The 25,685-nt window shown below is 69.5% G+C and carries 24 protein-coding genes; 10 read left to right on the top strand and 14 right to left on the bottom strand.

What is annotated here, in order from left to right; genetic code table 11:
- Positions 1 to 92: 92 nt before the first annotated feature.
- From ACHWVH_RS06640 to ACHWVH_RS06610, 7 genes are all read left to right on the top strand, one after another.
- Positions 93 to 1,565: an amino acid permease gene (locus tag ACHWVH_RS06640; protein WP_043091917.1), complete on the top strand. Its 1,473-nt coding sequence runs from the start codon at positions 93 to 95 to the stop codon at positions 1,563 to 1,565.
- 85 nt (positions 1,566 to 1,650) lie between these two features.
- Positions 1,651 to 3,084, top strand: a complete 1,434-nt coding sequence (locus ACHWVH_RS06635; protein WP_394686860.1) for an amino acid permease — start codon at positions 1,651 to 1,653, stop codon at positions 3,082 to 3,084.
- A 322-nt stretch (positions 3,085 to 3,406) separates the two neighbouring features.
- Positions 3,407 to 4,048, top strand: coding sequence for a methylthioribulose 1-phosphate dehydratase (locus ACHWVH_RS06630; RefSeq protein WP_295926137.1), 642 nt, complete (start codon positions 3,407 to 3,409; stop codon positions 4,046 to 4,048).
- Between the two features lie 94 nt (positions 4,049 to 4,142).
- The gene (locus tag ACHWVH_RS06625; RefSeq protein ID WP_043091914.1) at positions 4,143 to 4,709 is read left to right on the top strand and encodes an acireductone dioxygenase; all 567 of its coding nucleotides are present in this window, start codon (positions 4,143 to 4,145) and stop codon (positions 4,707 to 4,709) included.
- 3 nt (positions 4,710 to 4,712) lie between these two features.
- The gene (mtnC, locus tag ACHWVH_RS06620) at positions 4,713 to 5,411 is read left to right on the top strand and encodes an acireductone synthase (protein WP_295926132.1); all 699 of its coding nucleotides are present in this window, start codon (positions 4,713 to 4,715) and stop codon (positions 5,409 to 5,411) included.
- Between the two features lie 32 nt (positions 5,412 to 5,443).
- Positions 5,444 to 6,523 carry a C13 family peptidase gene (locus ACHWVH_RS06615; RefSeq protein ID WP_394686874.1) on the top strand — a complete coding sequence of 360 codons (1,080 nt, stop codon included), beginning with the start codon at positions 5,444 to 5,446 and terminating at the stop codon, positions 6,521 to 6,523.
- Between the two features lie 517 nt (positions 6,524 to 7,040).
- On the top strand, positions 7,041 to 7,397 hold the full coding sequence (locus ACHWVH_RS06610) for an STY0301 family protein (protein ID WP_343229595.1): 357 nt from the start codon (positions 7,041 to 7,043) through the stop codon (positions 7,395 to 7,397).
- 230 nt (positions 7,398 to 7,627) lie between these two features.
- On the opposite strand, the gene ACHWVH_RS06605 is transcribed toward ACHWVH_RS06610, so the two are convergent.
- The 10 genes from ACHWVH_RS06605 to ACHWVH_RS06560 all read right to left on the bottom strand — a co-directional run bounded on the left by ACHWVH_RS06605 (position 7,628) and on the right by ACHWVH_RS06560 (position 16,746).
- Positions 7,628 to 9,211 carry a calcineurin-like phosphoesterase family protein gene (locus ACHWVH_RS06605; RefSeq protein WP_295926128.1) on the bottom strand — a complete coding sequence of 528 codons (1,584 nt, stop codon included), beginning with the start codon at positions 9,209 to 9,211 and terminating at the stop codon, positions 7,628 to 7,630.
- Positions 9,212 to 9,288: 77 nt separating this feature from the next.
- The gene (gene hisIE / locus ACHWVH_RS06600; protein WP_267104892.1) at positions 9,289 to 9,912 is read right to left on the bottom strand and encodes a bifunctional phosphoribosyl-AMP cyclohydrolase/phosphoribosyl-ATP diphosphatase HisIE; all 624 of its coding nucleotides are present in this window, start codon (positions 9,910 to 9,912) and stop codon (positions 9,289 to 9,291) included.
- On the bottom strand, positions 9,902 to 10,678 hold the full coding sequence (gene hisF / locus ACHWVH_RS06595; protein ID WP_152238865.1) for an imidazole glycerol phosphate synthase subunit HisF: 777 nt from the start codon (positions 10,676 to 10,678) through the stop codon (positions 9,902 to 9,904). Before hisF ends, hisIE begins: the two co-directional genes overlap by 11 nt.
- Positions 10,672 to 11,406, bottom strand: coding sequence for a 1-(5-phosphoribosyl)-5-[(5-phosphoribosylamino)methylideneamino]imidazole-4-carboxamide isomerase (hisA, locus tag ACHWVH_RS06590; RefSeq protein ID WP_017913326.1), 735 nt, complete (start codon positions 11,404 to 11,406; stop codon positions 10,672 to 10,674). The genes hisF and hisA overlap by 7 nt, the downstream gene beginning before the upstream one ends.
- Positions 11,403 to 12,005, bottom strand: a complete 603-nt coding sequence (gene hisH / locus ACHWVH_RS06585; protein WP_017913325.1) for an imidazole glycerol phosphate synthase subunit HisH — start codon at positions 12,003 to 12,005, stop codon at positions 11,403 to 11,405. The genes hisA and hisH overlap by 4 nt, the downstream gene beginning before the upstream one ends.
- 31 nt (positions 12,006 to 12,036) lie before the next feature.
- Positions 12,037 to 13,110 carry a bifunctional histidinol-phosphatase/imidazoleglycerol-phosphate dehydratase HisB gene (gene hisB / locus ACHWVH_RS06580; protein ID WP_152181167.1) on the bottom strand — a complete coding sequence of 358 codons (1,074 nt, stop codon included), beginning with the start codon at positions 13,108 to 13,110 and terminating at the stop codon, positions 12,037 to 12,039.
- Complete coding sequence (gene hisC / locus ACHWVH_RS06575; protein ID WP_295926120.1) at positions 13,107 to 14,207, bottom strand: histidinol-phosphate transaminase; 1,101 nt, start codon at positions 14,205 to 14,207, stop codon at positions 13,107 to 13,109. The genes hisB and hisC overlap by 4 nt, the downstream gene beginning before the upstream one ends.
- Positions 14,204 to 15,499: a histidinol dehydrogenase gene (gene hisD, locus ACHWVH_RS06570; RefSeq protein ID WP_295926117.1), complete on the bottom strand. Its 1,296-nt coding sequence runs from the start codon at positions 15,497 to 15,499 to the stop codon at positions 14,204 to 14,206. The genes hisC and hisD overlap by 4 nt, the downstream gene beginning before the upstream one ends.
- Positions 15,496 to 16,410, bottom strand: a complete 915-nt coding sequence (hisG, locus tag ACHWVH_RS06565; RefSeq protein ID WP_017908285.1) for an ATP phosphoribosyltransferase — start codon at positions 16,408 to 16,410, stop codon at positions 15,496 to 15,498. Before hisG ends, hisD begins: the two co-directional genes overlap by 4 nt.
- Before the next feature lie 9 nt (positions 16,411 to 16,419).
- Positions 16,420 to 16,746, bottom strand: a complete 327-nt coding sequence (locus ACHWVH_RS06560; protein ID WP_152236964.1) for a YerC/YecD family TrpR-related protein — start codon at positions 16,744 to 16,746, stop codon at positions 16,420 to 16,422.
- Between the two features lie 189 nt (positions 16,747 to 16,935).
- Here ACHWVH_RS06560 and ACHWVH_RS06555 point away from each other — a divergent pair, with 189 nt between their 5' ends.
- A complete protein-coding gene (locus ACHWVH_RS06555) occupies positions 16,936 to 18,186 on the top strand; it encodes a hypothetical protein (RefSeq protein WP_394686859.1) in 1,251 nt (416 codons plus the stop codon).
- Between the two features lie 113 nt (positions 18,187 to 18,299).
- Here the strand turns inward: ACHWVH_RS06555 and hisS are convergent, their stop codons facing one another.
- Complete coding sequence (hisS, locus tag ACHWVH_RS06550; RefSeq protein WP_295926110.1) at positions 18,300 to 19,700, bottom strand: histidine--tRNA ligase; 1,401 nt, start codon at positions 19,698 to 19,700, stop codon at positions 18,300 to 18,302.
- Positions 19,701 to 19,811: 111 nt separating this feature from the next.
- Here hisS and ACHWVH_RS06545 point away from each other — a divergent pair, with 111 nt between their 5' ends.
- Positions 19,812 to 20,567 carry a Crp/Fnr family transcriptional regulator gene (locus tag ACHWVH_RS06545; RefSeq protein WP_153750887.1) on the top strand — a complete coding sequence of 252 codons (756 nt, stop codon included), beginning with the start codon at positions 19,812 to 19,814 and terminating at the stop codon, positions 20,565 to 20,567.
- Between the two features lie 300 nt (positions 20,568 to 20,867).
- Complete coding sequence (locus ACHWVH_RS06540; RefSeq protein WP_295926107.1) at positions 20,868 to 21,182, top strand: hypothetical protein; 315 nt, start codon at positions 20,868 to 20,870, stop codon at positions 21,180 to 21,182.
- Positions 21,183 to 21,219: 37 nt separating this feature from the next.
- Here the strand turns inward: ACHWVH_RS06540 and thrC are convergent, their stop codons facing one another.
- The 3 genes from thrC to ACHWVH_RS06525 all read right to left on the bottom strand — a co-directional run bounded on the left by thrC (position 21,220) and on the right by ACHWVH_RS06525 (position 25,629).
- The gene (thrC, locus tag ACHWVH_RS06535) at positions 21,220 to 22,521 is read right to left on the bottom strand and encodes a threonine synthase (protein WP_295926104.1); all 1,302 of its coding nucleotides are present in this window, start codon (positions 22,519 to 22,521) and stop codon (positions 21,220 to 21,222) included.
- Positions 22,522 to 23,485: 964 nt separating this feature from the next.
- The gene (locus ACHWVH_RS06530; protein WP_017911359.1) at positions 23,486 to 24,868 is read right to left on the bottom strand and encodes a glutamine synthetase family protein; all 1,383 of its coding nucleotides are present in this window, start codon (positions 24,866 to 24,868) and stop codon (positions 23,486 to 23,488) included.
- Between the two features lie 5 nt (positions 24,869 to 24,873).
- Complete coding sequence (locus tag ACHWVH_RS06525; protein WP_295967624.1) at positions 24,874 to 25,629, bottom strand: gamma-glutamyl-gamma-aminobutyrate hydrolase family protein; 756 nt, start codon at positions 25,627 to 25,629, stop codon at positions 24,874 to 24,876.
- Positions 25,630 to 25,685: the final 56 nt, after the last annotated feature.

The following is a 25,685-nucleotide window of genomic DNA, read 5'->3' as shown; positions in this document are numbered from 1 at the left end:
CATGGTACGACGCTTGCGTCGCCCGCTGCGGGCCCGGCGCTTCGCCATTGCCGGGGCCGCTTGCCCCGTACCGCCACCTGGGGATGCACCGAATGCTCAAGTCTTTGCTGAGGGTCAAGCCGATCGAACCGGCCGGTCACGTCGATGCCGGCGAACCGTTCGAAGGCAGTCTGGAGGGCGAAGCCACCCTCAAACGCACCCTCACCGCCAGACACCTGATCCTGCTCGGCATCGGCGCGGTGATCGGCGCCGGCATCTTCGTGCTCACCGGCCAGGCCGCGGCCAATCATGCCGGCCCGGCGGTGATGCTGTCGTTCGTGTTCGCCGGCCTGGCCTGCGCCTTCGCCGGCCTGTGCTATGCCGAATTCGCGGCGATGCTGCCGGTCTCGGGCAGCGCCTACTCGTACTCCTACGCCACGCTAGGCGAAGGCGTGGCCTGGTTCATCGGCTGGTGCCTGGTGCTGGAATACCTGTTCGCCGGCTCCAGCGTCGCGGTGGGCTGGTCGGCCTACCTGATCAGCTTCGTCACCGGCACCCTCGGCCTGCCCTTCCCCGCGGAACTGGCCAGCGCGCCGCTGACCTGGACCGGCCACGCCTTCGTCGCCTCGGGCAACCTCGTCAACCTGCCGGCGGTGCTGATCGTGGCCGCGGTCAGCACGCTGTGCTACGTCGGCGTCACTCAATCGGCCTTCGTCAACGCCATCGTGGTGGCGATCAAGGTGCTGGTGATCTGCCTGTTCGTCGGCGTCGGCATCTTCTACATCAACCCGGACAACTGGCATCCGTTCATCCCCGAGAACACCGGCCCGGGCGAGTTCGGCTGGAGCGGCATCTTCCGCGCCGCCTCCATCGTGTTCTTCTCCTATATCGGCTTCGATGCGGTCTCCACCTCCGCCGGCGAGACCAAGGACCCGCAGAAGAACATGCCGATCGGCATCCTGGTGTCGCTGGCCATCTGCACCGTCATCTACATCATCGTCTGCGCAGTGCTGACCGGCCTGCTGCCCTACACCCAGCTCGGCACCGCCAAGCCGGTGGCCACTGCGCTGGAGCACTATCCGCAGCTGGCCTGGCTGAAGACCTTCGTCGAGATCGGCGCCATCGCCGGCCTGTCCTCGGTGGTGCTGGTGATGCTGATGGCGCAGCCGCGCATCTTCTACACCATGGCGCGCGACGGCCTGCTGCCGAAGCTGTTCGGCAAGGTGCACCGCCGTTTCCACACCCCCTACGTCGGCACCGTGGTGGTCGGCGTGCTGGCGGCGCTGCTGGCCGGACTGATCCCGCTGGACGTGCTCGGCGAACTGGTGTCGATGGGCACCCTGCTGGCCTTCGCCACGGTCTGCGTCGGCGTGATGGTGCTGCGCTTCACCCGTCCGGATCTGCCGCGCCCGTTCCGGGTGCCGCTGTTCTGGGCGGTGTGCCCACTGGGCGCGCTGTTCTGCGTCGGCCTGTTCTTCCAGGCATTCCAGGAACACTGGAAGGTGTTCGTCGGCTGGACCCTGATCGGCCTGTGCATCTACTTCTTCTACGGCATCCGCAACAGCCGCCTGGCCACCAAGGCCTGATCCGCTCCCCCGAAGACCGGCGTCCGCGCCGGTCTTCGCGTTCGCACCCTCTTCCTCGCACGCCGCGCCCGGCTGGAACCGCTCGATGCTCAAACAACTCTTAGCCACCAAACACCCCCATGCCAGCCACGAGGACGCCGGCGGGCTGGGCCTGCAACGCGCGCTCGGCCCCTGGGGCCTGACCGCGCTGGGCATCGGCGCGGTGATCGGCGGCGGCATCTTCGTCATCACCGGGCAGGCCGCGGCCAACCACGCCGGGCCTGCGATCATGCTCTCGTTCGTGCTGGCCGCGGTGTGCTGCGCGTTCTGCGCGCTGGCCTACGCCGAGTTCGCGGCGATGGTGCCGGTCTCCGGCAGCGCCTACACCTACACCTACGCCACCTTCGGCGAACTGGCGGCCTGGTTCATCGGCTGGATGCTGGTGCTGGAGTACGGCGTGTCGGCCTCGGCGGTGGCGGTCAGCTGGACCGGCTATTTCCTGAGCCTGCTCGACCACTTCAACATCCATCTGCCCGCGGCCCTGGTCAACGCGCCGCTGGACGGCAAGCTGCAGCCCACCGGCGCGATCGCCAACCTGCCTGCCGCCGGCATCGTGCTGCTGCTGACCTGGCTGTGCTACGTCGGCATCCGCAAGTCCTCAGCGATGAACATGGCGATGGTGGTGCTGAAGAGCGGCCTGATCGTGCTGGTCATCGCCGCCGGCTGGAAGTACGTGGACCCGGCCAACTGGCACCCGTTCATCCCGGCCAACGAAGGCCCGGGCAAGTACGGCCTGGATGGCGTGCTGCGTGGCGCGGCGATGGTGTTCTTCGCCTACATCGGCTTCGAGGCGGTGTCGGTGGCGGCGCAGGAATCGCACCGGCCGCAGCGCGACCTGCCGATCGGCATGATCCTGTCGCTGGTGATCTGCACCGTGCTGTACATCGCCATGGCCGCGGTGATGACCGGGCTGGTGCCGTTCGCGCAACTGGGCACCGACGAGCCGGTGGTGACCGCGGTCGCCGCGCATCCGCAACTGGGCTGGCTGCGCGTGGTGGTGGAGGTCGGCGCGCTGATCGGCCTGTCCTCGGTGGTGCTGGTGATGATCATCGGCCAACCGCGCATCTTCATGATCATCGCCCGCGACGGCCTGCTGCCGCCGGTGTTCACCAAGATCCACCCGACCTACCGCACCCCGCACGTCAACACGGTGATCACCGGCATCGGCATCGCCCTGCTGGCGTCGCTGTTCCCGCTGGACGTGCTGGGCGAACTGACCTCGATGGGCACCCTGATCGCCTTTGCCGCGGTCTGCGCCGGCGTGCTGATCCTGCGCCGCACCCAGCCGGCCCTGCCGCGGCCGTTCCGCATCCCGTTCGCCTGGCCGATCTGCATCGCCGGCGTGCTCAGTTGCCTGGCGCTGCTGTCGGCGATGACCGCGCACAACTGGATGCTGATGGCCGGCTGGACGGTGATCGGCCTGGCGATCTACTTCGGCTACGGCTACCGCCACAGCCGCCTGCGCGGCAGCCAAGGCTGAGCGCAGAGCCCCTCTCCGCCCGGGAGAGGGGTTTGGGTGAGGGTACGGCGCGCGAAGCGCTGCACCCATCTGGCAACACGAGGCTTCGCACGTACCCTCATCCGCCCCTGCGGGGCACCTTCCCCCGCAAAAGGGGCCATGGTCCCGATGGGAGAAGGGGAACGCCGTAGCCCCTCTCCCCCCGGGAGAGGGGTTGGGGTGAGGGTCCGACCGCTAGTGATCCCTCTAGAGAGGGGTTGGGGTGAGGGTACGGCATGAGCAGATGCGCTTGGATCCAGCCACCTGTCATCCCAATCCAACCCCCAAGCCCTACACTACGCGCATGAACGCACTACCCTACGATTCCGAGCGCCTGCGCACGCTGGCGCACCTGCTGATCGACAACATCCGCGAGCTCTCGCAGGCCGGCTGGACGCCCGCCACCAGCAGCAACTTCTCGCACCGCCTGGACGATCGCCATGCCGCGATCACCGTCTCCGGTCGCGACAAGGGCCGGCTGGTGGAGGACGACATCATGGTGGTGGACTTCGACGGCCAGGCCGTCGGCCGGCCGCTGCGTCCGTCCGCCGAGACCCTGCTGCACACCCAGCTGTACCGGCGCTTCCCCGAGGTCGGCTGCATTCTGCACACGCACTCGCCGGTGCAGACCATCGCCTCGCGCCTGTATGCGCCGCAGGGTCATATCCGCCTGGAAGGCTACGAGCTGCTGAAGGCGCTGCACGGCAACCAGACCCACGAGGCCGCGGTGGACCTGCCGGTGTTCGCCAACACCCAGGACATGACCGTGCTGGCCGCGCAGGTCGACGCCCAGCTCGATCGCACGCCGCTGTGGGGCTACCTGATCGACGGCCACGGCTTGTATGCCTGGGGCCGCGACATGGCCGAAGCGCGCCGCCACCTCGAAGCCTTCGAGTTCCTGCTGCACTGCGAGCTGGAGCTGCGCAAATTGCGCGCCGCCGGCTGATCCGCCGCGGCGCGACAGCGTTCCAGCGCCGCAACGGCCGTCGGCCGCGCACCTGCTACCCTTTTCGTCCCCACTGACGCTTTCGCCCGCCGCCATGAGCCGACTCCGCATCTTCGCCGACACCACTCCCGACGCGCCGCTGTTCGACAGCCGCGATGGCGACGCGATCGCCGCCGAACTGCGCAAGATCGGCGTCACCTTCGAGCGCTGGCAGGCCAACCAGCCGATCGAGCCCGGCGCCTCGCCGGACGCGGTCATGGCCGCCTACAAGGCCGACATCGACCGCCTGGTCGCCGCCAACGGCTTCAAGACCGTGGACGTGGTCAGCATCGCCCCGGACAACCCGCAGCGCGAGGAGATGCGCAAGAAGTTCCTCGACGAGCACTTCCACAAGGAAGACGAGGTGCGCTTCTTCGTCGCCGGCTCCGGCCTGTTCACCCTGCACGTGGACGGCAAGGTCTACGAGATCGAGTGCGTGCAGAACGACCTGATCGCCGTGCCCGACGGCACCCACCACTGGTTCGACATGGGGCCGGAGCCGCGCTTCGTCGCGATCCGCTTCTTCACCGAGCCGGACGGCTGGGTCGGCCACTTCACCGGCACCGACATCGCCCAGCGCTTCCCGCGCTACGAGGCGAAGCTGCGCGGCGAGGCGCACTGAGCGATGACCGATCCCCGCGTCGTCCTCACCGACATCGAAGGCACCACCAGCAGCATCTCCTTCGTCAAGGACGTGCTGTTCCCCTATGCGCGCCGCGCCCTGCCCGGCTTCGTGCGCGAGCACGGCCAGCAGCCGCAGGTGCGGCAATGGCTGGATGCGGTCGCCAGCGAATGCGGCGGCATCTGCACCGATGCGGTGATCGTGGAGACCCTGCAGGGCTGGATCGACGAGGATCGCAAGCACACCGCGCTGAAGGCGCTGCAGGGCATGATCTGGGAAGCCGGCTACCGCGATGCCGACTTCACCGCGCACATCTATCCCGATGCCGCGCCGGCACTGCGCCGCTGGCATGCCGACGGCCGCGCGCTGTACGTGTACTCGTCCGGCTCGGTGCCGGCACAGAAGCTGTTCTTCGGCCATAGCGACGCCGGCGACCTTCGCGCGCTGTTCTCCGGCTGGTTCGATACCGAGATCGGCGGCAAGCGCGAGCAGCCCAGCTACGCGCGCATCGCCGAGGCGATCGGGGTGGCGCCGGCGCAGATCGTATTCCTGTCCGACGTGGTCGCCGAACTGGATGCGGCCCGCGCCGCCGGCCTGGACACGGTGCTGATCGACCGCCGCGACGATTACCCGCAACCGCGCCAGGACGAGGCCTGCAACGGCCACCGCCGCGCGGAGAGCTTCGCCGACCTGGGCTTCTGAGCCCGCGTATGCGCAGGCCTGTCGCTGCCTTGATGGCCGCCCTGGCGGCGATGCGGCGCCCGCTTGCCGTGGTGCGCGGCCGACTGCTGCCGGCCGCGCTGCTGGCGCTGGCGCTGCCCGCCTGCCATTCCGATGCCGGCGCCACGCCGGCCGGCACGGCCGACACCGCGCAGGACGAGGCGGCGCAGGATCCGGTCGACCAGGCGCAGCTGCGCCTGGCGCTGGGATCGCTGCAGGCGCAGCGCCCGGGCATCCCCGACCTGTACGTGGTGGGCTTCGCCGGCGACGCCAGCGAGGACGTGTTCCGCAACGAAGTGCTGTACCTGCGGCAGATGTTCACGCAGCGCTTTGGCGCCGCTGGCCGCATCGCCACCCTGATCAACCACGGCGACAATCTCGGCGCGCACGCCTACGCGCCGCAGGCCTCCTACGACAACCTGGCCGATACGCTGGACCGCATCGGCAAGCTGATGGACAAGCGCGAGGACGCGCTGCTGCTGTTCCTGACCAGCCACGGCACCGAGCAGCACGAGCTGTATCTGCAGTTCGGCCCCGGCGAGGATGCCGAGTACGACACCATCACGCCGCAGGACCTGCGCCGCCTGCTCGACGACGCCGGCATCCGCAACCGCATCATCGTGATCTCGGCCTGCTACTCCGGCGGCTTCGTGCCCGCACTGAAGACCGCCGACACCCTGGTGATCACCGCCGCGCGTCGCGACCGGCCCTCGTTCGGTTGCGGCAACACCGCCAGCGCCACCTATTTCGGCCGCGCCTGGTTGATCGACGCACTGGCGCACACCACCGATCTGGTCGACAGCTATCGCCTGGCCAGTGCCGAGATCAGCGCACGCGAGCAGGCCGAAGGCGAGGCGCCGTCGTATCCGCAGCTGTACGTGGGCGCGCGCATCGGCGCGTGGCTGCAGCACTGGCGCGCGCAGTTGCCGAACGCCGCCGCACCGGTCTATCCGTATCCGGAACCCGATGCGGACGACGCAGTGACTGCGACCGATGGCGAACCGGACCACGCGCCCGGGACCATGCAAACCACTGCTCCCCCGACGCCCGCAAAACCGGCGCTACCGCCATCGACTGCCACTCCCAGGCAGTGAGCCGCACTGCTCCGTCGAGCACCGCACGTAAGACCCCAACGCTCGGTGCGCCTGGGGCCTGGAGCAGGAGTCCGCAGGAACCCCATAGATGAGAGTAATTCGCATTCGATCGCCGATCGCGTGCAGCCGTTACACTGCGCCCCGCAGCAAGCCCGCCAGCCTTTCGCCAGCCAGCTGCGCACCGATCCGCCCGCCAGCCTTCGCTCGCCAGCCAGGATCCTCTCGTTTTATAGGCCTCCTTCATGGAGGTTTTTTTGTTTCATGCCGACTCCAGACCGGTAGTAAGCCGGACCGCGCCGCAGCGATGGTCCACAACCGTCTCAGCAGGTCGATGGTGTAGTTGTTCTCAGCAGTGGCCAAGCCTAGAGCGTGTTATGAACTTGGAGTTCACGCGGCTATCGTAGGCGATGAAGCCACCACGCCAACCGACGTATCCGATGAAGAATGGGTCTTCGCCGCGCCCGACTTGATACTGACGGATCCGCAGGCACGGCAGCGCAGATATGAGCTACAAACAATGGAAACAACGTCTATTCCATTGAGCAAGCGAGTTGCCGCTCTTCTACTCTGCCTTTTTGCCTGGAGTCCCGTGCTCGCCGCGCCTTCGGTCTGCCCCATTCGACAGGATCAGCCACTTCGCTCCATCGATGCATTCGATGGAGAACCACAGGATCTCGCAACGCTTGAGCCCGACGTGGCAAAGGAGCGATACGGCCATTGGGTTCTGGGCTACATCTACGATGAGGGCCGATTCGTCACCGTACGCTGCAGGTACGCGGACAAGCAAACGCATGACGTAAAACTGGCGAACCGTGTGGAACAGTGCAGTTATTCAATCAATGCAAAGCATGTCCTTCGAATAACTTGCAGATGAAAGCTGGCACGGCTCCTGGGACGGCGCGCCGAACTGGACAAACGGCGGCACATTCGCCAATGCCGGCGCCGATCGGCTCATCGGCGTCATCGCCAACGACAACAGCCGGTCCCACTTCGCCCAGCGCCCGCGTGCGCCGGGCACAGCCCAGGACGGCGATCAAAAAAACCTAGATCGCGGCTGACCTGGCGTCGCCGAGACGCGACGCCAGCGTCGCAACCGCGGCGCGATCAGGGAGAGGCGTCCTGCAATCGATAGCTGCCGCTGGCGTGCTGCTCGCCGCGCCAGCGGTCGAACGCGCGGACCTCGATGCGGTGCGCACCCACGCTCAGGTCGGTCGGCAAGGCGCCGCGCCACAGGTGTTGCGACGGAATCGCTTCCGGCGACCGATCGTAGCCGCGCAACGCGTCGGCGGCATCGTCGCGCGCGTTCTCGGCGAGCAGGGCCGGGTCCGGCTGTTCGACCCGCTGCATCGGCTTCCAGGCGCCGTCGTCCACGCGGTACTCGACGCGCGTGTCGTCCTCGCCCATGTACACGTTCGCGTACACGCCCCAGGCCGGATAGGCACCGCGGCGCAATACCTTCGGCGCATGCAGGCCGATCTGGGTGTCGTCGGCGGCACGCGCGGCGTGGTAGGCCAGCGCATAGCCGCCGTCGCGGCGCACGGTCAGCAGCGCATAGCCGTTCGGGGTGCCGTCGGCCATGGTCGCGGCGGGAATGCCCTCGGCATCCTTGACCCCGGACCAGAACGCGCCGCAGGCCGCGCCGACGTTGTATTCGTGCAGCGGCTGCGCGCCGTGCCAGCCCTCGTCGGCACCGTGGTAATAGTGGCGCTGGGTGTGGCTGTGGCCGCTGAGCACCAGCACATGCGGGAACGCCTGCAGCAGCGCGAACAGCCGCGCGCGATCGGCATGGCGGAAGGTCTCCTTGCCGGGCGCCGCATCGAACAGCGGGATGTGCAGGCCCAGCACCACCAGCCGCTCCTTGGGCACGCTGGTCAGGTAGGCCTGCAGGAACGCGAACTGGTCCGCGCGCAGGCCGCCGATGTACTTGGGCTGCTGCGTCGGCTGGTAGACCACATCGTCCAGGAACACGAAGCTGGCGCCGCCCTCTTCCACCGCGTAGGTGTCGGGACCGTAGACCGCACGCCAACTCGACAGCGAATCGACGTCGTCGGTCGCGTCGAAGTTGAGGTCGTGGTTGCCGGGCACATGGAACCATGGCACGCCGAGCTTGGCGGTTTCCGCATTCAGCGCCGGATACAGCGACAGGTCGTCGCTGACCACGTCGCCCAGGGTGGTGCCGATGCGCGCGTGGGTCTTGCCGCGCAAGGGCGCGACGATGTCGCGGGCGTAGTAGCCGACATCGGTCATCGATGCGGTCTGGGTATCGGCGAACACCAGCACCTCGGTGCTGTCGGCCTTGGGCTGCGCGCGCAACGCGAAGTCCCAGTGGTCGGTGGCGCCGCGGGTGGGCGCGATGCCCGGATACTTGAGCGTGGGCGAGCCGGCGGGCGCGTAGTGCCGCCAGTAGTCCGGCAGGCCGTTGCCGGCGCTGGCGAAGCTGTAGCCATCGGGCTTGATCACGAACACCGTGCGGCCGGGCTCCACTTCCAAGCGGTAGCGGCCCTGCGCGTCGGTGCGGACGATGTGCACGCCGTCGGACACCTGCACGCCGGCGATGCCGGTATCGCCCGGGCCGCGGCCCGGGGCGTTGTCGCGTTCCTGGTAGACGCTGCCGCTGATCGTCGCGGTCTGCGCCACGGCGGGAGCAGCGGCGGCCAACAGGCAGGCAAGGACGACGGTGCGCAGCATGCGGAACATCCGGAGAAGCCGAGGGCCCCCGATTGTAGCCAAGGACATCGACGCGACGATGACCGCGCCGGACAGACTCAGCGGTGCCGCGCTTCCAGCACCGCCACCGCGTCGGCCAGGCCCAGGCCGCGTGCGCGCAGCAGCACGGTCAGGTGGTAGAGCAGATCGGCGGACTCGCCGAGCAGGTCCTCGTCGCCCTGGGCGACGCCGGCCAGCGCGGTCTCCACGCCCTCCTCGCCCACCTTCTGCGCGATGCGTCGCGTGCCCTTCTCGAACAGCTGCGTGGTGTAGCTGCCCGCAGGCCGTTCGCGCTCGCGCTGCGCGACCAGCCGGTCGAGCGCGCCCAGGAACTGGCCCGGCGCCTGAGGGAAGCAGCTGTCGCGGCCGAGGTGGCAGGTCGGCCCGCGCGGATGCGCCAGCACCAGCAGGGTGTCGCGGTCGCAATCGGTGTCGATCGCCACCACGTCCAGCACATTGCCGGAGCTTTCGCCCTTGGTCCACAGGCGCTGCTTGCTGCGGCTGTAGAAGGTGACCTGGCCGCTGCGGCGCGTCTGCGCCAGTGCCTCCTGGTTCATGTAGCCCAGCATCAGCACGCGCAGGGTCGCGGCGTCCTGCACCACCACCGGCAGCAGGCCATCGCCCTTGCCCCAGTCCAGCGCCGCATCGGCGGCGTCCGCGCCGTGGGAATGTTCATGCGCCATCGCGCACCTCGATCTGTCGTTGGCGCAGGAAGCGCTTGAGTTCGGGAATGGGGATCGCGCCGCTGTGGAAGACGCTGGCGGCCAGCGCGCCGTCGACGTCGGCACGCTCGAACACGTCGGCGAAGTGCTGCATCTCGCCGGCGCCGCCGGACGCCACCAGCGGCACCTTGCACAGGGCGCGCACTTCGTGCAGTTGGGCGATGTCGTAGCCGCGGCGCACGCCGTCGCTGTCCATGCAGTTGAGCACGATCTCGCCGGCACCCAGGCGCTGCGCCTCCACCACCCAGTCCAGGGTGCGCATGCGCAGCGCCTGGGTCTTGCTCGGGTCGCCGGTGAAGCGGCGCACGCGCCACTGCCCGTCGTCCTCGCGGATCGAATCGATGCCGACCACCACGCACTGCACGCCGAAGGCCTCGGCCAGCTCGGCGATCAGTGCCGGCCGCTCCAGCGCCGGCGAATTGATCGAGATCTTGTCGGCGCCGGCATGCAGCACCGCGCGCGCGGTGGCGACGTCGCGGATGCCGCCGGCCACGCAGAACGGGATGTCCAGCAGCCGCGCCACCTTCTCGACCCAGGCGTAGTCCACCGAGCGCCCTTCCGGACTGGCGCCGATGTCGTAGAACACCAGTTCGTCGGCGCCCTGGTCGCGGTAGCGCAACGCCAGTTCGGCGATGTCGCCCATGTCCACGTGGTCGCGGAACTTCACGCCTTTGACCACGCGCCCTTCGCGCACGTCCAGGCACGGGATGATGCGCCGGCTCAGCACGCCAGCGCCTCGTCCAGGCGCAGCCGCCCTTCCAGCAAGGCCTTGCCGAGCACCGCCCCGGCGCAGCCGGCCTCGCGCGCGCCGCGCACGTCGGCAGCGTTGCGGATGCCGCCGGAGGCCTGCACCGCCAACGCCGGCGCGAGCTGCCGCAGGTGCGCGTAAAGCGCCAGGTTCGGCCCGGACAGCATGCCGTCGCGGGCGATGTCGGTGCACAGCAGGTGGATCAGCCCGGCCGCGGCGTACTCGCCGGCCAGCGCGTCCAGGCTCAGCGAGGAGGTTTCGGTCCAGCCATGCACGGGCAAGCGCCAGACGCCGTGCGCGTCCTGGCGGCTGTCCAGCGCCACGGTGATGCGCTCAGGACCGAATTCGGCCAGCCACTCCAACACCGACTCGCGGTCGCGTACCGCCAGCGAGCCGATCACCACGCGGCTGGCGCCGGCATCGAGCAGGCGCTGCACGTCGGCGCGCGAGCGCACGCCGCCGCCGGTCTGCACCTGCAGCCCGGTCTCGTTGCGGATCCGCTGCAGCAGCGGTGCCAGGGTATAGCCGCCGGCGCGGGCCGCATCCAGATCGACCAGGTGCATCCACTGCGCACCGGCCTCGGCGAAGGCCTGCGCGCGGCGCAACGGATCGTCGCCGTAGTGGGTCTCGCGGGCGTAGTCGCCCTGCGCCAACCGCACCACGCGGCCGTCGCGGATGTCCAGGGCGGGATAGACGACGAAGCTCATGGGAAATCAGTCTCGAGGAAGTTGCGCAGGATGCGCGCGCCGGTGTCGGCGGAGCGCTCGGGATGGAATTGCGCGCCGCAGCGGCGGCCATGCTGCACCACCGCGGTGAACAGACCGCCATGATCGCAGGCGGCGACAGTGTCGCCTGTGACCGGTGCGGCATAGCCGTGCACGAAATAGGCGCTGGCACCGTCCGGCACGCCCGCCAGCAACGACGACGGGCGCAGCGGCAACAGCCGGTTCCAGCCCATGTGCGGCACGCGGATGCCCAGCGCCGGCGGCATGCGCCGGACCACGCCGGTCAGCAGGCCCAGGCAATCGACATCGCCCTCCTCGGAATGCTCGAACAGCAACTGCATGCCCAGGCAGATGCCGATCAGCGGCACCTGTAGCGCGCGCAGTGGCTCGAGCAGGCCCTGCTCGCGCAGCCGCGCCATCGCATGCGGCGCCGCCCCCACGCCCGGCAGGATCACCCGCTCCGCGCCCTGCAGACCGGCCGCGTCGCGCACCAGCCGCGGCTCCACGCCGAGCCGCTGCAGCGCATAGCGCACCGAACCGAGGTTGGCGCCGCCGGCGTCGATCAAGGCCACCGTGCTCATCGCACCCTCCGCGTGTCCACGACGCGCCGATTCACAGCACGCCCTTGGTCGAGGGCAGCGCCGCACCCTCGCGCTTCAGCGCCTGGCGCAAGGCGCGGGCCAGCGCCTTGAAGCAGGCCTCGACCTTGTGGTGGTCGTTGTCGCCACGCACGCTCAGGTGCAGGTTCAGCCCGGCCGCATCGCACAGCGAGCGGAAGAAGTGCGGTACCAGTTCGGTGGGCATGTCGCCGACCCGCTCGCGCTTGAACTCGCCTTCGAACACGAAGTACGGGCGCCCGCTGAAATCCAGCGCGGCGCTGGCCAGGGTCTCGTCCATCGGCAGGGTGAAGCCGTAGCGGCCGATGCCGCGCTTGTCGCCCAGCGCCTGACGCAACGCCTGGCCCAAGGCCAGACCGGTGTCCTCGATGGTGTGGTGTTCGTCGATGTGCAGGTCGCCTTCGGCACGCACGTCCAGGGCGAAACCGCCGTGCTTGCCGATCTGCTCGAGCATGTGGTCGAAGAACGGCAGACCGGTGGCGCAGTGCGGGTCGCGCGCCAGGTCCAGGTCCAGTTCCACCGCGATGCGGGTTTCCTTGGTGTCGCGCTGCACCCGCGCACGCCGCGGCGCATCGGCCAGCTCGTGGGCGATGCCGGCCCAGTCCCACTCGCCGCCGAACTGCGCGGTACGCAGCTGGAAGCCGCGGATGCGCAGGTTCTCGGCGAACTGGATGTCGGTGACGCGGTCGCCGACCATCGCCGAGCGTGCCCAGTCGATGCTGCGGTCCTGCAGGTACGGCAGCATCAGGCCGATGCCGGGCTTGCGCGTGGGCGCATTGTCGGCCGGCCAACTGCGGTCGACCAGCACCTCGCGGAACACGATGCCCTGGCTGGCGAAGATCTGCAGCATCAGGTCGTTGGGACCGTCGAAGGCGGCCTGCGGGTAGGCCTCGCTGCCCAGGCCGTCCTGGTTGGTGACGATGACGAACTGGTAGCCGGCGTCGCGCAGTTTGAGCATCGCCGGGATCACGCCCTGCACGAAGCGCAGCTTCTCGTAGGCGTCGATCTGGAAATCGGCCGGCTCCTCGATCAGGGTGCCGTCGCGGTCCACGAACAGGATCGGGGTCATGCCGCGGCCCTCCATGCCTGCAAGGCGCCGAGCACGCGCTGGTTCTGCGCCGGCGTGCCCAGGGTGATGCGCAGCGCATCGCCCAGGCCCGGCGCGGCGCGCTGGTCGCGCACCACCACCCCGGCCGCCAGCAGCGCCTGGAACGCGCCCTCGGCGTCGTCGAAGCGCAGCAGCAGGAAATTGCCCTGCGACGGATACACCTGGCGCACGCCGGGCAGTGCCGCCAGCGCCGCCTGCATGCGCGTGCGCTCGGTCCGCACCTCCTGCACCCGCGCCGCGGTCTGCCGCAGCGGTTCGGGCTGCAGCGCGGCCAGCGCCAGTTGCGTGCATGGCGCCGGAATCGGATACGGCGCCTGGCAGCGGCGCAGCACCGCGATCAGGGCCGGATCGGCGATCACGCAGCCGATCCGCGCCGCCGCCAGCGCGTGCGCCTTGGACAGCGTGCGCAGCACCGCCAGGTTGGCATGGCGCGCGAGCAAGCTGGTGGCCGAGGCTTCGTCGGAAAACTCGCCATAGGCTTCGTCCACCACCAGCACCGCACGTCCCTGCAGGCGCTCGGCGGCGCGATCGATGTCGGCCAGGGCGATCGCCGCACCGCCGGGGTTGCCCGGCGAACACAGGAATACCAGCTTGGCCATCTGGCTCAATGCGGCGTCCACCACCGCGTCCACGTCGGTCAGCAGGCCCTCGGCGGCATCGCGCAGCGGCACCTCGACCACGCGCGCGTTCTGCAGCCGCGCGCACACCGCGTACATGCCGAACACCGGCGGGGTGATGACGATGGCGTCGCGGCCCGGCTCGCACAGGGCGCGCAGCAGCAGGTCGATGGCCTCGTCGCTGCCACGGCCGAGCAGCAGTTGTTCCGGGGCGCAGGCGTACAGCTGCGCCAGTGCGGCGCGCAGCGCCGGCGGCTGGGGGTCGGGATAGCGGCGATTGCCGGCGTCGCCATCGGCGGCGTTGGCCCAGGCCGACTCGTTGGCATTGAGCCAGATCTCGCCCTGCAGCGCACTGCTGCGCGCGGACGAATAGCCGGCGAACTCGCGCAGGTCCGGGCGGACCAGCGCCAGCACGGCGCGTGCGTCTGGAGTCTGGCTCATGCCGCCTTCTCCATGCGCAGCGCCACCGCGTTGGCGTGCGCGTCCAGGCCCTCGGCGCGCGCCATCAACACCGCGCAACCGCCGATCGCGGCGATGCCGGCGGCGCTGGCGCTCTGCACGCTGACGAAGTTCTGGAAGCTGGCCACGCTCACGCCGCTGTAGGCACGCGCCGCGCCGCTGGTGGGCAGCACGTGGTTGGTGCCGCTGCAGTAATCGCCCAGCGCCTCGGGCGTGTAGTCGCCCAGGAACACCGAGCCTGCGGCCTCGACGCGGTCCAGCCAGTCGCGCGGCGCGCGCAGCGCCAGGATCAGGTGTTCCGGGGCGTAGCGGTTGCTGATGGCGAACGCATCCTCCAGCGTGTCGACGCGGATCAGCCGCGACGCGGCCAGCGCCTGCCGGGCGATCGCCGCGCGCGGCAGCGTCGCCAGCTGCCGCTCCAGTTCGTTCTCGACCGCCTCGATCAGCGCGGCGCTGTCGGACAGCAGCAGCACCTGCGAATCGGGACCGTGCTCGGCCTGCGACAGCAGGTCGGCGGCGACGAAGGCCGCATCGGCGCCGGCGTCGGCGATCACCAGCACCTCGGACGGTCCGGCCGGCATGTCGATCGCCGCCGCGCCGGCCTGCGCGATTTGCTGCTTGGCCTCGGTGACGTAGCTGTTGCCCGGACCGAACAGCTTGTCGCAGGACGGCACGGTCTCGGTGCCGAAGCCCATCGCCGCGATCGCCTGGGCGCCGCCGAGCTTGAACACCCGGTCGACGCCGCACAGCGTCGCCGCGACCAGCACCGCCGGGTCGGCCGAGCCGTCGGCGCGCGGCGGCGTGCACAGCACCACCTCGCGACAGCCGGCCAGCGCCGCCGGCACGCACAGCATCAGCGCGGTCGACGGCAGCGGCGCGCTGCCGGCCGGCACGTACAGGCCGACCCGGCCGATCGGCCGCACCACGCGCTCGCAGACCACGCCCGGCGCGGTCTCGACCGCGTACGGCTGCGCCATGCCGACGCGGTGGAAGGTATCGATCCGCGCCGCCGCCTCGGCCATCGCCGCGCGCAGCGGCGCCGGCACCGCCGCCTCGGCGGCGGCGAACTCGGCGGCGCTCACTTCGAAGGTCTCCAGCACCACGCCATCGAAACGCGCGGTGAGCTCGCGCAGCGCGTCGTCGCCGCGGCTGCGCACGTCATTGAGCACCTGCGCCACCGCGTTGCGGGTCTGCTCGGCCACGCGCTGCACCGGCCGGGTCAGCGCCTGGGTGCGTTCCTGCGCGTCGAGCGCGCTCCATTCCAAACGATTCATGCCAGCGACCGCTCCACCGTCAACACCATCAAGCCCTGCGCGCCCGCGCGCTCCAGTTCCTCCATGCGCTGCCAGGTGATCGCACCGTGGCACATGGTCTGCAACTGCAGCGGGCCATCGGCATCGCCGGGCAGTTGCACCAGCGGTTCGGCGTCGGGCAGCAACCGCGCCAGGTCGGCCACGCGTTCGCGCGCAGCGCGGAACATCAGCAGCTTGCTGTCGCGCAGCTTGAGCACGCCGTCGAGCCGGCGCAGCAGCATCGCCGCCAGGCCGGCGCGGGCATCGGCCGGTTCGCGGACCGGACCGGCCAGCACCGCCTCGCTCTCCAGCAGCGTCTCCACCGGCTTGAGCTGGTTGGCGGCCAGGGTGGCGCCACTGGAGACCAGATCGCAGATCAGGTCGGCGGTGCCCAGGCGCGGCGCGATCTCCACCGAGCCGGACAGCTCCACCACCTGCGCGGCGATGCCACGCGCGTCCAGCCAGTCGGCCAGCACCGCCGGGTAGCTGGTGGCGATGCGCAGCCCCTGCACCTGCTGCGGGCCGCTCCACTCCCAACTGTCCGGCACCGCCAGCATCAGCCGGCACTGCCCGAAGTTGAGCCCGCGCAGGGCACGATAGGCCTCCGGCAGGCCATTGCGGCGGCGCTCGCCGGCCTGCTCTTCGAGTTCGTTGCGGCCGACGATGCCGAAGTCGCACACGCCGTCGGCGATCAGCCCGGGAATATCGTCGTCGCGCACCAGCAGCAGGTCGACCGGCAACGATTCGCCGTAGCAGAACAGCTTGTCGCGGCTCTCGCGCCAGCTCAGCCCGCAGGCGGCCAGCACCGCACGGGCCGGCTCGGCCAGGCGGCCACTCTTCTGGATCGCGATACGCAGCCGGTCGCGGGCCGGTGCTGCCAGGGAAGCACTCATCAGGACATCTCAGTGGGAATCGGAGGGGCGCGCCGTCTGCCGGCGCAGCGCCGCGGCATAGCCGCCGGCGCCGTATTCCAGGGTCCGTGCGACACGGCCGATGGTGGTGACGCTGACCTGGGTCAGGTCGTGGATCTCGCGGTACGGCACGCCCTTGAGCAGCAGCGGCACCACCCGCCAGCGGTCCGCCATCGCCTCCAGCTCGGCCGGCGTGCACAGGTCCTGCAGGAACGCCGCCACTTCCTGCGGCTTGCCGAGCTGGGCCAGGGTGCGCGCCAACGCCTTGAACGAGGCGTCGCTGTCGCGGTCTGCTGCAGGGACGGGACGTTGTTTCATTGCGCTAATGTAATAGCACGCTATTACAAGGTCAAGTTTGCGCGGGCCGCGGCGACCTGGCGTTCAGCCTCCGGGCCATCCTGTTGCGCGCTCTGGCGCCCTGTGCGTTGCCGCGATCCGGCCTCACGCTGCGCGCAGACACCTCCCGCGGCGGATGGAAGGATCGCCCGGCGGCCGCTAGGATCGGCGATGACCGCCGCCGCTCTGGAGTACCGCATGCGCACTGCGTGTTTTGCCGCCCTTGTCCTGTGCATGGCGATGTCGGCAGCGGCGCAGCCGCCGCCGGCGCCTCCCGCCCAGGGGGCCGCAAACGCCGACACCGCGGCCACTGTGGAGCAACTGCCGATCCGCTCCGCCGCCCAGCTCAAGGCCTACCTCCGCGCCCACGCCGGCCAACGCACGCCGCTGGACGCGCTCACGCCCGGCGCCCGCGAACGCTTCCTCGACGGCCTGGTGTTCGGCCGCAATGGCCTGGGTGGATTCGATGCGCAGGACCTGCCGCAGCTGACCCGCACGCAGGGCCGGGCGCTGCTGGCGCTGTTCGGGGTCGAGCGCTACGCGGAAAGCTTGCCGCACTGGGCGACGCAACCGCGCGCCAACGAGCCCACCGCCGCGATCGGCGACCTGGAGCGTCGCTACAACGGCTACAACCGGAATCTGGACGGCCTGCGCCGCACTGGACGCGATCCCTGGCCCGCAGTGCGCAGCGCCCTGCCCGAAGCATTCGACCCCGCCGCCATCGCGCAATCGGACGCGGCCGCGCTGGATCTTCTGTATCGGGCCGTCGTCGCGACCTACGCGCTGCGCCCCACCCCCGCGGGGCTGGACACGCAACTGCAGGTGTTGGCGCAGTTGCGGCGCCGCGGCCAGGCCAGCGCGGCGCAGGTGGACGACGCCGGCAACGCGCTGCTGCTCGCGCATCGCGTGGAAGACGCACGGCGCCTGCTGGCCGATGGCGGCAGCGCCGACTGGCCGCATTGGCTGCGCTTCGAGGACCGCCTGGGCGCGGCGGCGCAGGGGCCGACGCTGTGGTCGCTGGACGCCGATGGCCGCACCCTGCATCGGCAGCGCATCGATCTGGCGCCGACCCAACTCCTGGTCACCGCCGGCTGCCATTTCGCCGCCGACGCCGCGCGCGCCATTGCCGCCGATCCCGAACTGGGTCCGGCGTTCAGGCGCCATGCGCTGTGGCTGACCCTGCCGCCCGGCAGCGAGGACCTGGAGGCACTGCGCGCCTGGAACCAGGCGCAGCCGCAGACGCCGCTGCATCCGATCTACGACGTGGAAGAGTGGCCGCTGCTGCCGCGCGAGTGGCGCATGCCGACGTTCTTCCTGGTGCGCGACGACAAGGTCGTCGCGCAAGTGCAGGGCTGGCCGGCGGACGATGGCGCGCAGCGGCGTGCACTCAAGGCGATGCTGCAGGGTGCCGGCCTGCTGTAGCCTGCGTTTTTGGGATCGGCCGTGGCCTGGATCGGCCATGCCGGTCGCGGCTGAAGCCGCCCCACGCAGATCTCGCACAGCGCGGCGGCCGTCGCCGGCCGCCGCCACCAGACTCAGGCCATCACCTTGGCCTGCTCCAGCTCCACCTGCAGCGTGCTGGCCAGTTCGTCGCGGGCGACCTCGAACTGCTGCTCGCGCAGCAGGTCCTTGACCGCGACCACCCCGCGCGCCAGTTCGTCGTCGCCGGCCAGCACCACGAAGCGGATGCCGGCGCGCGCCGCGTACTGGAACTGCTTGCCGATCTTCTTCGGCTCCATCTGCACTTCGGTGTTGATGCCGCCGGCGCGCAGGCGCCGCGCGATGTCCAGCGCGTCGTCCAGCTTGGCCTCGTCCATCAGCGCCACCATCGCCTGCACGCTGCTGGAGGCGATGCCGTCGATCAGGCCGGCCTCGCGCAACTGCCAGAACAGCCGGGTCAGGCCGATGGAGATGCCCACGCCGGGCAGCTTGGATTTGCTGTAGTGGCTGGCCAGGTCCTCGTAGCGGCCGCCCGAGCAGATCGAGCCGATCTGCGGGTAGTCGGTCAGCAAGGTCTCGTAGACGGTGCCGGTGTAGTAGTCCAGGCCGCGGGCGATGGAGAAGTTGAGGCAGTACGCGGTCTCCGGCACGCCCAGCGCCTTGACCAGGGCCAGCACCTCGCGCAATTCGGCCACGCCCTCGCGCAGGGTCGCACTGAACACAGCATCAGCCTCCAGCGCCTGCAGCCGCGCCAACGCATCGTCGTGGCTGCTGGAGCGCACCGCGACGAAATCGAGGATGCGCTGCACCTGCTCGGCGGGAATGCCGAAGCCCTCGCCGGCCAGCGTCTCGCGCACGTAGTCGGCGCCGCGCTTGTCCAGCTTGTCGACCTCGCGCAGCACCGCGAGCTGGCGCTCGCCCTCGGCCACGCCCAGGCTCTCGAAGAAACCGCGCATCAGCTTGCGGTTGTTCAACTGCACCGCGAAATCGCCAATGCCCAGTTCGGCGAACACCGCGTGGATCACCGCCAGCACCTCGGCGTCGTAGCGGATGCTCAGCGCATCCTTGCCGATCACGTCGATGTCGCACTGGTAGAACTCGCGGAAACGGCCGCGCTGGGCGCGTTCGCCGCGGTACACGCGCTGCATCTGGTAGCGCCGGAACGGGAAGCTCAGCTCGTGCTCGTGTTCGGCCACGTAGCGGGCCAGCGGCACGGTCAGGTCGAAGCGCAGCGCCAGCTCCGGCAGCCCGCCCTCGCCGCCCTCGGCCGCGGCATTGGCCAGCGCACCTGTGGACTGCACGAAGTACACCTGGCGCTCGGTCTCGCCGCCGGACTTGGTCAGCAGCACGTCGGACAGCTCGAACACCGGCGTCTCCACCGGCAGGAACCCGAACCGCTCGTAATTGCGGCGGATGACGTCCAGCATGCGCTGGAACGCGATCTGCTCGCGTGGCAGCAATTCCATGATGCCGGGCGGCGTACGGGGCTTGATCACGTGCGGAACTCCTGCGATTCGGGGGCGAGCGGGACGCCAATTCTAGCCGCACCGGCCACGCGCGGCCGCATCGGCGTATCATTCGCCGGTGCCGAAGCCGCTGCCCCGCCCATGAACAGGCCTCCTTCCGGATTCGCCCTGCCCTACGCCGACGCGTCCGCCCCGCGCGAACCGCGCGGCAACGAATGCCTGCATTGCGCGGTCCGCCACCTGGCGATCTGCTCGGCGCTGGCCTGCGACGAGGTGCAGGCGCTGGAACGGGCCACGACCTCGCTGCACTACGCCGCCGGCGCCACTCTGGCCCGCACCGGCGAGGCACGACAGGCGGTCTACACCGTCACCGCCGGCGCGCTGCGCCTGGTCCGCACCCTCGCCGACGGACGCCGCCAGGTGGCCGGTTTCGTCCTGCCCGGCGACTACGTCGGCCTGAGCGAATCGGTCAGGCACCGCCACGACATCGAAGCCATCGCCGACAGCCGGGTGTGCCGGGTGCCGGTGGCGCAGATGCAGCAGTTGCGCACGCAGTTCCCGCACCTGGAGCGCAAGCTGCTGCAACGCGCCTGCCTGGAGCTGGATGCGGCGCAGGACGCGGCGCTGTCGCTGGCGCGGCTGCAGCCGGCCGAGAAACTGGCCGACTTCCTGCTCAAGCTGGCGGCCCGCGCGGCGCGCCAGGGCGATGCCGGCAACAAGGTGGTGCTGCCGATGGGCCGCGGCGACATCGCCGACCATCTCGGCCTGACCATGGAGACGGTCAGCCGTACCTTCACCAAGCTGCGCCAGCAGGGCCTGATCGCGCTGCCGCAACTGCATGTGGTGGAGATTCGCGACTTCGCCGCGCTGCACCGGCTGGCGTCGGACGAAGACTGAGCGGACCGGCGTGGCGATTTTTTCGCCACGCGGCTCCAGGCACCGACGCCATGCGGTGCCTGGCCACTTATCCACAGGATTCCAGAGCAACGCTCCACATCGCGTGTGGACAACCGTGCAGCGCCCGCCGGCGGCCAACCGATCACCGGTTTGCCGCGGCGTGCAGCACTGCCGCACCGCCAGCTCTGAACGCTTCAGCCGGCCATCGCGGCGGCGACGCCCGACCGGCATAGACTGCGTGCGCAACACACCTGCGGCGCCGCCGCGGTGCCGGTGGGGGGGACCACTCGGAGGGCCAACATGGCCGTCGCCATCGAGATGCAACACGCCTCGCGCGCCTGCGTGATGCTGGACCGCGAGCGCGAACTGGAGTTCTGGAAGGCGCATTACGCACACAGCCCCTTCCATCAGCCCGGTTACACGTTCCACGACTACGAGCCGGCGCTGAAGCTGGCCTACGACGCCTACCTCAGGTACCACGGCCAGCGCGTGGAAGAGGTGGTCGCGCAACTGCGCGACGTGTTCCTGCGCGACCACCCGCGCTCGCGCCTGGACTGGCTGCAGGTACGCGGCATCGTCCTGGCCGCCTGGCAGCGGTTGCAGCCGTCCGACTGAGCCGTCGGGCGCGCTCGCGCGCCCCGGCCTGCGCTGCTCAGCCGGCCAGCAGCCGCGCGCGCAGCGCCGCGTAGTCCGGCGCGAGCGGCTCGGCCTGCGCCGGCCGCTGCAACAGCGCCGCCAATGCCGGCGGCACCGGCACCGCCTGCCCGATCAGCGGCTCCACCACCCCTTCGAACTTGGCCGGATGCGCGGTGGCCGCCACCGCCCAGTCGCCGGCGTCGGCCTCCGCGCCCTCGGCGCGCAGTTGCTGCAGCACGTGCAGCGCGGTGGCGGTGTGCGGACAATGCACCTCGCCGTAGCGGCGGAAACGCTCGCCGATGGTCTGGCGGATCTGCGCATCGTCCACCGAGTACGCCTGGAACTGGCTACGCAGCGTGGCGTCGTCGCCTTGGTACAGCCAGCGCAGGCGCTCGACATTGCTCGGCGCGCCGACGTCCATCGCATTGGCCAGGGTCGCCACGCTGGGCTGCGGCGCATAATCGGCGCCGGCGAAGAAGTCCGGCAGTACACGGTTGGCATTGGTCGCCAGCACGATCCGGCCTAGCGGCACGCCCAGCGCACGCGCCAGGATCGCGGCCATCGCGTTGCCCAGGTTGCCGGTCGGCACCACCAGGTTCAGCGGCTGCGCGTGCGCGACGTGGTGCTGCAGGGCTGCGTGCGCGTAGTAGCTCATCTGCGGCAGCAGACGGCCCAGGCTGATGCTGTTGGCCGAACTCAACGGTGCCTGCGCCTGCAGGTCGGCGTCGTTCAGGGCCTGCTTGACCAGCGCCTGGCAATCGTCGAACGAGCCGGCCACGCGCAGCGCCTGGATGTTGTCGCCGAAGCAGCCGAGTTGGTGCGCCTGCCGCGGCGACACGCGCCCGTCCGGATACAGCACCACCACGCGCAACCCGGGCTGGCGATGGAACGCGGCCGCGACCGCGGCACCGGTATCGCCGGAGGTGGCGACGAGGATGGTCAAAGGCGTTTCCGCACCCCGCCGCAGCCGGGTCAGGCAGGCGGCCAGGAAGCGCGCGCCGAAGTCCTTGAACGCGGCGGTCGGCCCATGGAACAACTCCAGCGCGTGGTCGCCGGGCGTTGCCAGCGGCTGCAGCGGCGCGGCGAAGTCGAAGGCCTCCGCGCAGATGGCCGGCAGTTCCGCAGCCAGAGCGTCGCCATCGAAGAACGGCGTCAGCAGGTCCGCGGCGGTCTCGGCGAGGCTGGCACCGGCGCGCAGGTCGCGGGCGGCGGGCAGGCGCTCGGGGACGTACAGGCCGCCATCGGGGGCGAGCCCGGCGGCGATGGCCTGGCTGAGCGAAACGGCGGGAGCGGCGTTACGGGTGGAGATGAAGTTCATGGTGGTTCCGTTAACGGGGGGAATTCGATCGCACTGTCTCTCTTAGCTGTTGCTGCTGCTGTTGCTTCGGACGTTGCTTTGGCTTCGGACGTTGCTTTGGCTTTGGCTTTGGCTTTGGCTCTGGCTTTGGCTCTGGCTTTGGCTCTGGCTGTTGCTCTGGCTGTTGCTCTGGCTTTGGCTGTTGCTGTTTTGCTTCACCCGGGGTCCCCTCGGCGCGGCAGCCACGGCGGGCGAATACCCGAAGGGCGACGCGCAGGATGCGCGTCGTTTTTCGCCGGCACATGGATGTGCCGTCGAAAAATGCCCGTCGTGGCTGCGGACCCGGAGCGCGTCAGCGCGGAGGGCGCGCTGCGGGGTGTGCTTTCTTTTGGTTACTTTTCTTTGCACAAGCAAAGAAAAGTGACTCGCCGCCAGGCGAAAGCTGTTGCTGTTGATTGCTTTTTTCCTGTCGGACGCACGGAACTTGTAGGAGCGGCTTAAGCCGCGACAGGTGCTTCGTCACCTCCTTGGTCGCGGCTGAAGCCGCTCCTACATGGGTCTTAAAGCAACAACAACAGCAAAGGCTTTCGCCCTTGCGGGCGAGTTACTTTTCTTTGCTCGCGCAAAGAAAAGGTACCCAAAAGAAAGCGCGCCCTGCCTCGCGCCCTCCGCGCTACGCGCTCCGGGTCCGCGTCCATCACGGGGATCCGCGGAAGGGGCATCCTGCCCCTGCCGCGGACGGCGTACATCCATGTACGCCGCCCTTCGGGTTTTTCCCCGCGATGGCCGCCGCTACGGAAGGGAACCCGGTAAATCAAAAGCCAAAAAGCAACAGCAGAAGCAACAGCAACAGATGAAGCGGCAGCAGAAGCAGAAACGGAAGCGGAAGCGGAAGCGGAAGCGGAAGCGGAAGCGGCAAGATCGAAGCAGCGTCGAGGAGTACGAACAACTGCGCAGCAGCCCAACCACAACAGCCAACAGCAACTCACACGTTCAACAACAAAAACTCCCGCTCCCACGAACTGATCACCCGGAAGAACGTCTCGTACTCCTTGCGCTTGACCGAAATGTACGCCCGCACGAAACGCGGCCCCAGCAACTCCTGCAACGGCCCGCACCGCTCCAGCTCGTCCAGCGCCTCGCCCAGCGAACGCGGCAACTGATAGCCCATCTCCTTGCCGCTACCCGTGGTCGGCTCGGTCGGCTCGAGCTTCTCGCGGATTCCGAGCAAGCCGCAGGCCAGCGTCGCCGCCATCGCCAAGTAGGGATTGGCGTCGGAACCGGCGAAACGACTCTCCACGCGCATGTTCTCGATCGTGTCGATCGGCACGCGCAGGCCGCAGGTGCGGTTGTCGAAGCCCCACAGCACATTGCTCGGCGACACCTCGCCGAACATCAGCCGGCGGTAGGAGTTGACGTTCGGCGCGAAGAACGCCATCGCCATCGGCACGTACTTCTGCAGGCCCGCCAGGTAATGGGCGAAGGTGCGGCTGTACTCGCCGGCGCGGCGGCCGCTGAAGACGTTCTTGCCGTGCTTGTCCACCAGGCTCTGGTGGATGTGCATCGCACTGCCCGGCTCGTTCTCCATCGGCTTGGCCAGGAAGGTGGCGTAGACGCCGTGGCGCAGCGCCGCCTCGCGCATGGTGCGCTTGAACAGGAACACCTGGTCGGCGCGCGACAGCGCGTCGTCGTGGGTGAAGTTGACCTCCAGCTGCGCCGCGCCGGATTCGTGGATCAGCGTGTCCACGTCCAGCTCCATCGCGTCGCAATAGTCGTACATCAGGTCCAGGATCGGATCGAACTCGTTGACCGCGTCGATCGAGTACGACTGCCGTGCCGTCTCCGGCCGCCCCGAGCGGCCGGCCGGCGGCAGCAACGGAAAGTCCGGGTCGGTGTTCTTCTGCACCAGGAAGAACTCCAGCTCCGGCGCCACCACCGGCTTGCAGCCGATCGCCGCATACGCCTCCAGCACCCCGCGCAGCACGTTGCGCGGCGCCAGTTCGTGCGGCTGACCTTCCTTGGTATAGCAATCGTGGATCACCTGCGCGGTGGGATCGGCGGCCCACGGCACCATGCGCACCGTGTCCGGGTCCGGGCGCAGCTGCATGTCCGAATCCGACGGAGAAGTCAGGTCGTAGTAATCGTCCGGGTAGTCGCCGGTGACCGTGGTGGCGAAGATGCCCTCGGGCAGGCGCGTGCCGTAGTCGTGCGAGAACTTGGCGGCGGGAATGATCTTGCCGCGCGCGTTGCCGGTGATGTCCGGCACCAGGCACTCGACCTCGGTGATGTGGCGTTCCTTGAGCCAGCGCCGCAGCGAGCTTTCCTGCTGTTCCGGGGTGTGCTTGCGCGATCGGGGTCGACTGGCCATGGGAATCAGTGCCTGCGGCTGGCCGCATAGTGGCGACAGGCGTCGCCGAAGGATTGGAAGATGCCGAGATAGAACGGGTCGTCGAGGACCCGCCACTCCGGATGCCATTGCACACCGAGCAGGAAACCGGGGCCGATGCCGCGGAAGGCCTCGATCAGCCCGTCCGGCGCCAGCGCCTCGACGATCAGGTCGCCGCCGAGCCGGGCCACGCCCTGGCCGTGCAGCGAGTTGACCCGCACCCGCCCGCGGCCGGCGATCTCCTCCAGCCAGCCGCCTTCGCTCAGCGCCACCTCGTGCGCCGGTGCGTACTGCGCTTCCAGCGGCGCCTGCGGATCCTCGCGATGATCGGACAGCCCCGGCTGCGCATGCACCTTCTGGTGCAGGGTGCCGCCGAGGGCGACGTTGACTTCCTGGAAGCCGCGGCAGATCGCCAGGATCGGCAGGCCCAGCGAGATCGCCTGCGGAATCAGGTCGAGCGTGTTGGCGTCGCGCGCCGGGTCATGCAGGTTGCCGAGCCAGCTCGGCTCGTCGCTGTAATGGTGCGGCTCGATATTGCTGACCGCGCCGGTCAGCAGCAGGCCGTCGAGCCGCGTCAGCCAGGCGCGGGCGTCGACCGGCGGTTGCAGCGAGGGCAGCAGCACCGGGGTCACCCCGGCCCCATCGACGGCGGCACGCAGATACTTTTCGCCCGCGGCCAGGAACGGATGCTGGCCGATGAGCTTGCGATCGGTCGGCACGCCGACCAGGGGCGATACGGCCATGCGAAGAACTCGTGTGGCGTCCTCGCAAGTTACCGCGAGCGTTTTATTTTTACAAC

The sequence above is a fragment of the uncultured Xanthomonas sp. genome (assembly GCF_964278005.1).
GTDB classification, from domain to species: Bacteria; Pseudomonadota; Gammaproteobacteria; order Xanthomonadales; family Xanthomonadaceae; genus Xanthomonas_A; species Xanthomonas_A sontii.
This window is presented reverse-complemented; position numbering and strand designations above follow the sequence as displayed.